Source organism: Rhodococcus sp. NPDC060176 (assembly GCF_042728675.1).
Taxonomy (GTDB): domain Bacteria; phylum Actinomycetota; class Actinomycetes; order Mycobacteriales; family Mycobacteriaceae; genus Rhodococcus_F.
Genome location: NZ_JBHWYS010000019.1, coordinates 1 through 7,042, shown reverse-complemented (window position 1 = coordinate 7,042; position 7,042 = coordinate 1). Strand labels below are relative to the sequence as shown.

9 protein-coding genes, 1 rRNA gene and 1 pseudogene are annotated in these 7,042 nt (G+C 60.4%); 5 read left to right on the top strand and 6 right to left on the bottom strand.

The window, feature by feature from the left end:
* A 5S ribosomal RNA gene (gene rrf, locus ACFWEM_RS34045) occupies positions 1-92 on the top strand; the annotation flags it as partial.
* A 282-nt stretch (positions 93-374) separates the two neighbouring features.
* A complete protein-coding gene (locus tag ACFWEM_RS34040) occupies positions 375-1,799 on the top strand; it encodes an aldehyde dehydrogenase family protein (RefSeq protein ID WP_317557097.1) in 1,425 nt (474 codons plus the stop codon).
* A gap of 62 nt (positions 1,800-1,861) precedes the next feature.
* Here ACFWEM_RS34040 and ACFWEM_RS34035 read toward each other — a convergent pair.
* The 6 genes and pseudogenes from ACFWEM_RS34035 to ACFWEM_RS34010 all read right to left on the bottom strand — a co-directional run bounded on the left by ACFWEM_RS34035 (position 1,862) and on the right by ACFWEM_RS34010 (position 4,723).
* Positions 1,862-2,396, bottom strand: a pseudogene (locus ACFWEM_RS34035) (aldolase/citrate lyase family protein).
* 36 nt (positions 2,397-2,432) lie between these two features.
* On the bottom strand, positions 2,433-2,684 hold the full coding sequence (locus tag ACFWEM_RS34030) for a hypothetical protein (RefSeq protein WP_378540078.1): 252 nt from the start codon (positions 2,682-2,684) through the stop codon (positions 2,433-2,435).
* A gap of 141 nt (positions 2,685-2,825) precedes the next feature.
* Complete coding sequence (locus ACFWEM_RS34025) at positions 2,826-3,269, bottom strand: ABC transporter permease subunit (protein ID WP_378540077.1); 444 nt, start codon at positions 3,267-3,269, stop codon at positions 2,826-2,828.
* Entirely contained in the window at positions 3,270-3,440 is a 171-nt protein-coding gene (locus ACFWEM_RS34020; protein WP_378540076.1) for a hypothetical protein, read from the bottom strand.
* Between the two features lie 269 nt (positions 3,441-3,709).
* Positions 3,710-4,087, bottom strand: a complete 378-nt coding sequence (locus ACFWEM_RS34015; protein ID WP_378540075.1) for an ABC transporter substrate-binding protein — start codon at positions 4,085-4,087, stop codon at positions 3,710-3,712.
* Between the two features lie 504 nt (positions 4,088-4,591).
* Positions 4,592-4,723, bottom strand: a complete 132-nt coding sequence (locus ACFWEM_RS34010; protein ID WP_378540074.1) for a hypothetical protein — start codon at positions 4,721-4,723, stop codon at positions 4,592-4,594.
* An 87-nt stretch (positions 4,724-4,810) separates the two neighbouring features.
* Between ACFWEM_RS34010 and pdxA the strand changes: the two genes are divergently transcribed.
* The 3 genes from pdxA (at position 4,811) to ACFWEM_RS33995 (ending at position 6,623) form a co-directional block, all read left to right on the top strand.
* Positions 4,811-5,803 (top strand): 4-hydroxythreonine-4-phosphate dehydrogenase PdxA, encoded by a 993-nt coding sequence (pdxA, locus tag ACFWEM_RS34005; RefSeq protein ID WP_378540073.1) that lies wholly within the window; start codon positions 4,811-4,813, stop codon positions 5,801-5,803.
* Between the two features lie 53 nt (positions 5,804-5,856).
* Positions 5,857-6,054, top strand: a complete 198-nt coding sequence (locus ACFWEM_RS34000) for a DeoR family transcriptional regulator (protein WP_378540072.1) — start codon at positions 5,857-5,859, stop codon at positions 6,052-6,054.
* A gap of 392 nt (positions 6,055-6,446) precedes the next feature.
* On the top strand, positions 6,447-6,623 hold the full coding sequence (locus ACFWEM_RS33995) for a hypothetical protein (RefSeq protein ID WP_378540071.1): 177 nt from the start codon (positions 6,447-6,449) through the stop codon (positions 6,621-6,623).
* Positions 6,624-7,042 lie beyond the last annotated feature (419 nt).

Genomic DNA, 7,042 nt, shown 5'->3' with positions numbered 1-7,042 from the left:
CGCCCGGTCCCATTCCGAACCCGGAAGCTAAGCCCTTCAGCGCCGATGGTACTGCACTCGACAGGGTGTGGGAGAGTAGGACACCGCCGAACACAATTTAGAGAAGCCCCCCAACCAGTGATGGTTGGGGGGCTTTCTCGTACCCAAAACACCCCCCGCCTTCGAGCGAACGGCACTCCGTCGCCTGCAACGAGATGAACGTACCGTTCACACGATCACTGAAAAGTGTGCGCCCACCGCAAGTCTCGTCTGTCGAGCGCCAATCGCGCCACCAACCTGCCACGGAACTCGTCGAGCGTGGCTAGGCTCGGAAGAGGTGCCCGTGTGATCGGGCCCACCTCACCTGTGCACGCGTGCTGACTACGGAGGCTTCGATGACCGATATTCTCGACCGCACCAAAATCTATGTTGATGGCGCCTGGATCGAATCCACTGGTAGCGGTCGGATCGACGTTCTCAATCCGGCTACGGAAGAGCTGATAGGAACTGTCGCCGAGGGCACTGTCGAAGATGTCGACGCGGCCGCGAAGGCAGCACGAAAGGCTTTCCCCGCTTGGTCTGCACTATCCGGCGGCGAGCGCGCCGAATATCTTTCCAAAGCTGCTGCGATTATTGCCGAACGTACCGATGATCTTGCGGCGCTGGTTTCGCAAGATATGGGCATGCCGATCGGATTCGCAAAGCCCGTACAAATCGGAATGCCGCTGGCGAATTTGAATGCATTTGCTGAATTGGCCCGCACTTATGATTTTGACGCCCACGAGGTCGGCAACTCGCTGATTGTTCGTGAACCGGCGGGTGTTGTCGGCGCAATCACTCCCTGGAACTTCCCGCTCCACCAAGTTGTCTTGAAGGTTGGTGGTGCACTCGCCGCGGGCTGCACCGTGGTACTCAAGCCCACCGAGGTTGCACCTCTCATCACGTACGCTCTCGCCGACATCTTCGACGAAATCGGTTTGCCTGCAGGTGTATTCAACCTGGTGAGCGGATACGGCCCGGTAGTGGGTGAAGCCATTGCCGGCCACCCCGAGGTCGACATGGTCTCCTTCACCGGATCGACTCGGGCCGGCAAGCGAGTGGCCATCGTGGCTGCGGACACCATCAAGAAGGTCTCGCTTGAACTGGGAGGCAAGTCCGCGAACGTCATTCTCGACGACGCCGACCTCGAAAAGGCTGTCACGGATGGCGTCGCAAAGTGCTTCATCAATTCGGGCCAGACCTGTTCGGCGCTGACACGTATGTTGGTTCCCGCGGAGAAGGTGGACGAGGCAGCGGCAATTGCTGCTGCGGTGGCCGCTCATTTCCAGGTAGGTGATCCGACTCAGCCGACTTCGGTGCTCGGACCGCTGGTGAATGCGAATCAGCTGGGACGCGTTCGCGGATACATCGAGAAGGGTGTAGCCGAGGGCGCTACCGCGGTTGTCGACGGTCGCGAAACCGGATTGGCCAGTGGGTATTTCGTCGGGCCGACGGTGTTCGCAAACGTGACCGAGGATATGACCATTGCGCGCGAGGAGATCTTCGGACCGGTCCTTTCGATCATGGGCTACAAGGACGAGGCCGACGCAGTGCGGATAGCCAACGGGACTGAATACGGTTTGGCCGGCGGAGTCTGGTCAGGTGACCCCGATCGTGCGGATCGCGTCGCACGGCAGCTGCGGGCCGGGCAGGTCGAGGTTAACGGCGGTGCGTTCAACACCAATGCGCCGTTCGGTGGATACAAGCAGTCGGGTGTTGGACGCGAGGCAGGCACGTTCGGGCTCGAAGAGTTCCTCGAGATCAAGGCAATTCAGCGTTAGTCGTTCGAGAATGGCGATGCTCCCGTACCACGTACGGGAGCATCGCCATTTTTGTACCCGGATCAGGACTTGGCTGCATCCAGATGCTGAGCCGAGACATTCGCCAGATGCGTCAGGTCCGAGGCTACGGTCGCGAAGGTGTAACCCTCTGCAAGGCGTTGTGCTGCAACCTGACCGGAAGGTGTGTGGATCCCGGCAGCCACCCCGCAGGCGGCAGCAGCTTCGCGCACCCGGGTGAGCGCGGCTTCGAATTCCTCGGACACGTCTGGATCGTTGGAATGCTTACCGCCGACGGCGATTCGTAGATCGGACGGTCCGACGTACACGCCGTCCAATCCGGTTACAGCACAGATCTCTTCGACGTTCTCCAGGCCTTGTGGATTTCGATCATCGCGAAGTCAACAGTGTCGCGGTTCGCGTCGGCGGGAACGGGGCCGATAAGGAGTTGCGACCGCATGGGCCCGTAGGAGTGGATGCCGAATGGCGGCTGCCCACGGCGGCCGCTGCCTCTTCGGCGTTGTTGATCAGCGGAACGATGACGCTTACCGCGCCGCCGTCGACGGCTCGGATGACGCCATTCGCCGTGGCTCGTTCGATCTGGAGGTCGTCGACCCGTCGTAAATTGCCCGCGTCTCACGCCTTTGCTTTCTGGGCGTTGCCACGCCCGACCAGGCTTTCGGCCAGTCGTTTCGATCCTGGAGGCCGATCGCGCAGACCGTCGCCGAGTGGGTTCACTCCAACGACTGGCAGCACGATCATCAGACCGGTCAACGTGACGATCCGCCATGAGGTGGTGATGTAGTCCTGTCCGTCGGCGGTGATTCGGCCCCAGGTCGCAAACGGACGTTGAGGGCCGGCGCCGAGGTAGCTCGAGGAGCTTTCCAACAGAACGGCCTGAGCGAGCAGAAGCAGGACGACGAGCGATGCCTGCTGGACGATGTTCGGAATGACGTGACGAAAGCAGGATGGCCATGCGGGTAAGTCCGAGCACTCTAGCCGCTGCGGGATAGGGCTTTTCGCGTTCCCTCAGAACCAGCGGCAGAGAGAGGAGCCGACACCCGGCCAGGCGAACACGACCTTGACCACCACAACGCAGTTCAGCACTCCGGCAAATCTGGTGCCCAGCGCGGTGACGATGGGAGTTGTCGAGTTACGCATCGCATATCGCCAGGTGAGTTCGCGTTCGGATACTCCGCGAGAGCGTGCGACGGTGATGTACGGCGAAGCGAAGGCCGAGACCAATTCGCGCCGAACCATCCGGGAGATCAACGCGAGCTGAAGGATGGCGATAGTTGCGGTGGACAGGATCACCGACGGCCACGTGGTGGATCCGGCGGCAGGTAGAACCGGGATGAGGACCGCGAATATCGTCACCAGCATCAGAGCGCTCCAGAACTCCGGCATGGACTGTGCGCGAACGGCCACGATGTTCGCACCGAGTTCGCGTCGGGTGTCCGCGTGGTGGACCATTTACACGCCCAACGGAATTGAGAGCACGGCGGTCAACAGGATGGGGCTGACGGCCAGGGTGCTGGTGCACGGAAGTTTGCCGAGGACGACGTCCATGGCCGGCGCTTGGAACGAGTACGACGTGCCGAGATTCCGAGTTGATGTGTGCGGTTTCGGAGCGGTGAGAGTCATTGGCTCAGGCCTTCAATCGGACGGCGCCGAGGTCGTAGGAGTTGATGGGGGTCAGTGAAACATTCTGAATACGAGTACGTTTCGCAAGAAGAGCGTTCGGTACGAAGCTCCATAACAAGGCCAGTTCTCCTGGATGTCCTGCTGCGTGCAAGTCCGGTCTGGTTGCCGTACCCGTTGCCCAGGACATCCCAGTCCCCGGTCTTGCCTTGGCGCCAGGAATCCATCCAACGTGGGCGGGGCTGGACCGGTGGCCGGCACCACGGACCCGATCAGTGCGTCCGGGCGAGCGACTCGTCGTCGATGGCGTAGGTCAGTGCCCCGCGAACATGCAGATTGGATAGTGGCTGATCGGCGGGCTTGCGGAAGTTGAAGAACAACTGGTTGATGCGCGTGCACGGCACGGTGTCCACCTGGACGCCGGGTAACTTGGCGAGTTGTTCGGCGAAATCCGGACTGATCGAATCGATGACGTCGACCTCGCCGCTCCGAAGAGCAACGACGCGGCCCGCCTCTTCGGGAATGAAGCGGACCTGGACACGGCGAACGCCGGGAGCGGTCCCCCAGTAACTGTCATTGACGACAAGCGTGTAATCGCCTGTGCCTCGGTTCGATTCGCTGACGATGAAACGGTCCCGACTCAATTCCACTCTGCAGCTCGTTAGGTTCGTTGGCCGCGGTCGGGGTGATCAAAATATTGGACATGAGTGAGTCCCGAACAGGAACAGGGGAGTTCGTTCGGAGGTGGAGTCGGCCGCAGGTTTTTGCTTCGAAGTTCCGGGATGTCGCTTCGATTCGGTCCGGGAGAGCCCGATGAATCAAGCGTGACAGTTTTTGATCTGCACTCACGACGATCCGACCCCGCCACAGCCTCTCGTGACGTGAGATCAGTTCTGTAATCGTCCGCAGACTCTGTAACCGTGGAGAAGGTCGAATCTCTACTCAGAGGCAACGTGGCCGCGGGGGTTGTGGAACTCTCCCGCGACGGATCTCCGGTCATCGTCGCCGCCGGATTGCCAAGGCAGGGGGCACGGTGCGAGGCGGGGTGGTGCCCTACGAAGCCGAGACCGAAGGTGGCCTCGATCTGATTATGGCTGCAGCACAACAGGTTCCGATGTTTCGTCTAATAGGAACATTCGCGCTCAAGCCGGCAGTTACCCGAAGAACGACAGTGCAGTCGCCAACCGTGCGTCCAGCTCGCCTCGGCACTCGCCGAGCTGATCGGCGCCGTCGATCACACCGGTCGGTACATCGTCACGCGGCCAGGAAGTTTCGGGTATGTACACAGTCTTTGCTCCACGACGGAGTTTCTCGCACACCCCACTTCGGTTGCCGCTCCGGATAATCTACCTTCAGACAACGAGGTCAATCCCATGCCAATCGAATCCACCCCACTGCCGCTGATCGCTGTCACAATGGGCGACGGCGCCGGCGTCGGGCCGGAAGTGATCATCCCCGCACTCCTCGACGACGAAACGAGAAAGCGTTGCCGCCCGGTCGTTGTCGGCGACGCGAAGCGCCTGCGTCCGGCCGCCGAGGTTCTCGGAATCGACGTCGACGTGGTCCCCGACGAGGAGATCAAGGATGGTGAATTCATCGATGGACGGATCAACGTCATCGATCTGGACTTGCTGCCTGAGGATCTCGCGTGGGGTGAACTGTCGGCAGTCGCGGGAGATGCGGCCTATCAGTACATCCGCGTTGCAAGCGAACTCGCTGTTCGCGGTGAAGTTCAGTCGATCTGCACCGCGCCGCTGAACAAAGAGGCGCTACACGCAGCAAGGCATATCTTCCCTGGTCGCACGGAATTGCCTGCGCTTTTGGCCGATGCCGAGGAGGTGTTGATGATGTTGTCGACGCCCGAGCTCAAGGTCATTCACGTGACTACATACATCGGACTGCTCGACGCGGTCGTCAGGATCGAACCGGGCCTGGTGGAGCGGATCATTCGTCGAGGTGATGAAGCATTGGTACGCACGGGAAATCTGTCTCCGAAGATCGGCGTCCGCGGAATCAACCCGCACGCAGGGGAGAATGAACTCTTCGGTTACGGGGAGGAAGAGAAGAAGATCATCCCCGCCGTTGAACTGTTGAAGGCAGAAGAAATCGATGTCCACGGTCCCCTGCCGGCGGATACCGCGTTCTTCCTGGCCTGTCGTGGTGACTACGAGTTGATCGTCGCGATGTATCACGATCAGGGGCACGGCCCGGTCAAGGTCCTCGGAATCGAGGACGGGGTCAACATGACTGTGGGCTTGCCGGTCATACGAACCTCGGTCGATCACGGAACCACATTCGACATTGCAGGTAAGGGCATCGCCGAGGCCGGAAGTGGGTCGAAGCGCTGCGGCAGGCGGCCGAATTAGCAACCAGCACATTCGTTTTCAAGTAAGCGCCAGAGTTCGTAGGGCGAGGAGCGATGGCCATCCGGGAGTCGGAGGCGAGGCGGTCTGAAATCGCAAGACTTGCGCGTGCGAGTGGTCTGGCCAGCGTCGAGGACCTCTCGGCTCAGTTCGGGGTCACCGCGTCGGCAATACATCGAGACCTGAGTCAGTTGACTGCTCAGGGACTCATAGCACGCACCTATGGCGGGGCAATTGCAATCAATCCTCATTAGGAATCGTCTCTGCGTCAGAGAGCGATGGTGGGGTTCGACGCCAAACGGCGGATTGCAGAGTGGGTTGCCGAGCAGGTCCGGCCCGGAGACGCTGTGCGCCTGGATGCAGGCACCACTGTGTGCAGCGATGGGAAAGCTCTTACGTCACATGACGAATCTGACGGTGATTGCTGCAGGGCTGACAGCACTCGAGGCGCTAGCCGACACTGATGGTGTCGAGTCGAATGTGTCGGCGGGACGTTGAGGCCGCTCAGCCAAGGATTTGTCGGACCACTCGCCGAGGCGTCGTTGCAGAGGGTGTCGTTCGACAAGGCATTCTCGGAGCAGGCGCAGTTACCGCTGACCTGGGCATTTGTTAGGCTGAGCTCGATCAGACCCGGCTCAAGGAAATGATGATCGAACGTGCCGGCGAGGTCTACATACTCGCGCACTCCGCCAAACTCGGCGAACGTCCTTTCCATGCGTGGGCGCCGATACCGCCGGGGGCTGTGCTGGTCACCGATGCTGCGGTAGACGCACAGCAGGTCACGTTGTTCGAGGCCGCGGGGATCCGTGTCCAGGTGGTGTGAGTCCGCGACGGTTGGCCAACGAGCCGTGGTGTCTGGCGTCACATGTTGCCCGAATCGACGAAGTTGGGTCGCCGTAGGGGATCTAGCTGGGGAAACGGGCAACCTCAAGTCCCTGACCTGAGGATTTGTCAAAGACTTCAGTGGACGCGTAACTTATTCCAAGTCAGAGCGACACGGACACCGACTCCCGCTTCACAGCGAGTGACACGAGGTTGTACGAAGTGCCTGACCAAATTTCGAAGTAGTTTCCATCGTGTATGGTTGTGCTTCACCTCCAGTTCTTCCCCGAATGTTTAGTGGTTTGCGCCGATGATCATGATGGGATAGGCTGGAAAAGTTGCCCCGGAGCGGCGGCCATAGGGTCGTGGTGATGGTGTGTGCGTGTTCTTTGAGAACTCAACAGTGTGTCGATGAATGTC

Bases quoted from the DNA above. Each gene is read 5' to 3' on its own strand.
- ACFWEM_RS34000 (WP_378540072.1), top strand. From the start codon at position 5,857: ATGGCCATCCGGGAGTCGGAGGCGAGGCGGTCTGAAATCGCAAGACTT.
- pdxA (WP_378540073.1), top strand. From the start codon at position 4,811: ATGCCAATCGAATCCACCCCACTGCCGCTGATCGCTGTCACAATGGGC.
- ACFWEM_RS33995 (WP_378540071.1), top strand. From the start codon at position 6,447: ATGATCGAACGTGCCGGCGAGGTCTACATACTCGCGCACTCCGCCAAA.
- ACFWEM_RS34020 (WP_378540076.1), bottom strand. From the start codon at position 3,440: ATGACTCTCACCGCTCCGAAACCGCACACATCAACTCGGAATCTCGGC.
- ACFWEM_RS34040 (WP_317557097.1), top strand. From the start codon at position 375: ATGACCGATATTCTCGACCGCACCAAAATCTATGTTGATGGCGCCTGG.
- ACFWEM_RS34025 (WP_378540077.1), bottom strand. From the start codon at position 3,269: ATGGTCCACCACGCGGACACCCGACGCGAACTCGGTGCGAACATCGTG.